The sequence below is a fragment of the Chryseobacterium sp. SIMBA_028 genome, from assembly GCF_046535285.1.
GTDB lineage: Bacteria > Bacteroidota > Bacteroidia > Flavobacteriales > Weeksellaceae > Chryseobacterium.
In genome coordinates this window covers 1-282 of record NZ_JAWRWZ010000171.1, presented here as the reverse complement: position 1 = coordinate 282, position 282 = coordinate 1, and the positions used below count along the sequence as shown (strand labels likewise).

Here is a 282-nt window from a genome sequence, read left to right as displayed (position 1 = left end):
GAAACTGCAATCAATTGGCTCACAGAAAACGGGAAACCTGTATTCGATGTCATAAAACATGTAGGAAACTCCTCCATCATGGGGATTGAATGGGCTTTGGTAAACACTCCTTTTTATATTATCATTCTCCTTTTTACATTATTGGCATGGTGGAAGGCCGGAAAAGGTATCGCTATTATGACCGTGGCCGGACTTACTTTAATATTTTTAATGGGATTATGGAGAGAAACCATGGAAACCCTGGCCTTAATTTTTGTCGCAACCATTACCGCATTGGTCATC

General features: G+C 40.4%; 1 pseudogene. It reads left to right on the top strand.

Going from position 1 to position 282, the window contains the following annotated elements:
• A pseudogene (locus SCA31_RS23020) lies at positions 1–282 on the top strand (glycine/betaine ABC transporter); the annotation flags it as partial.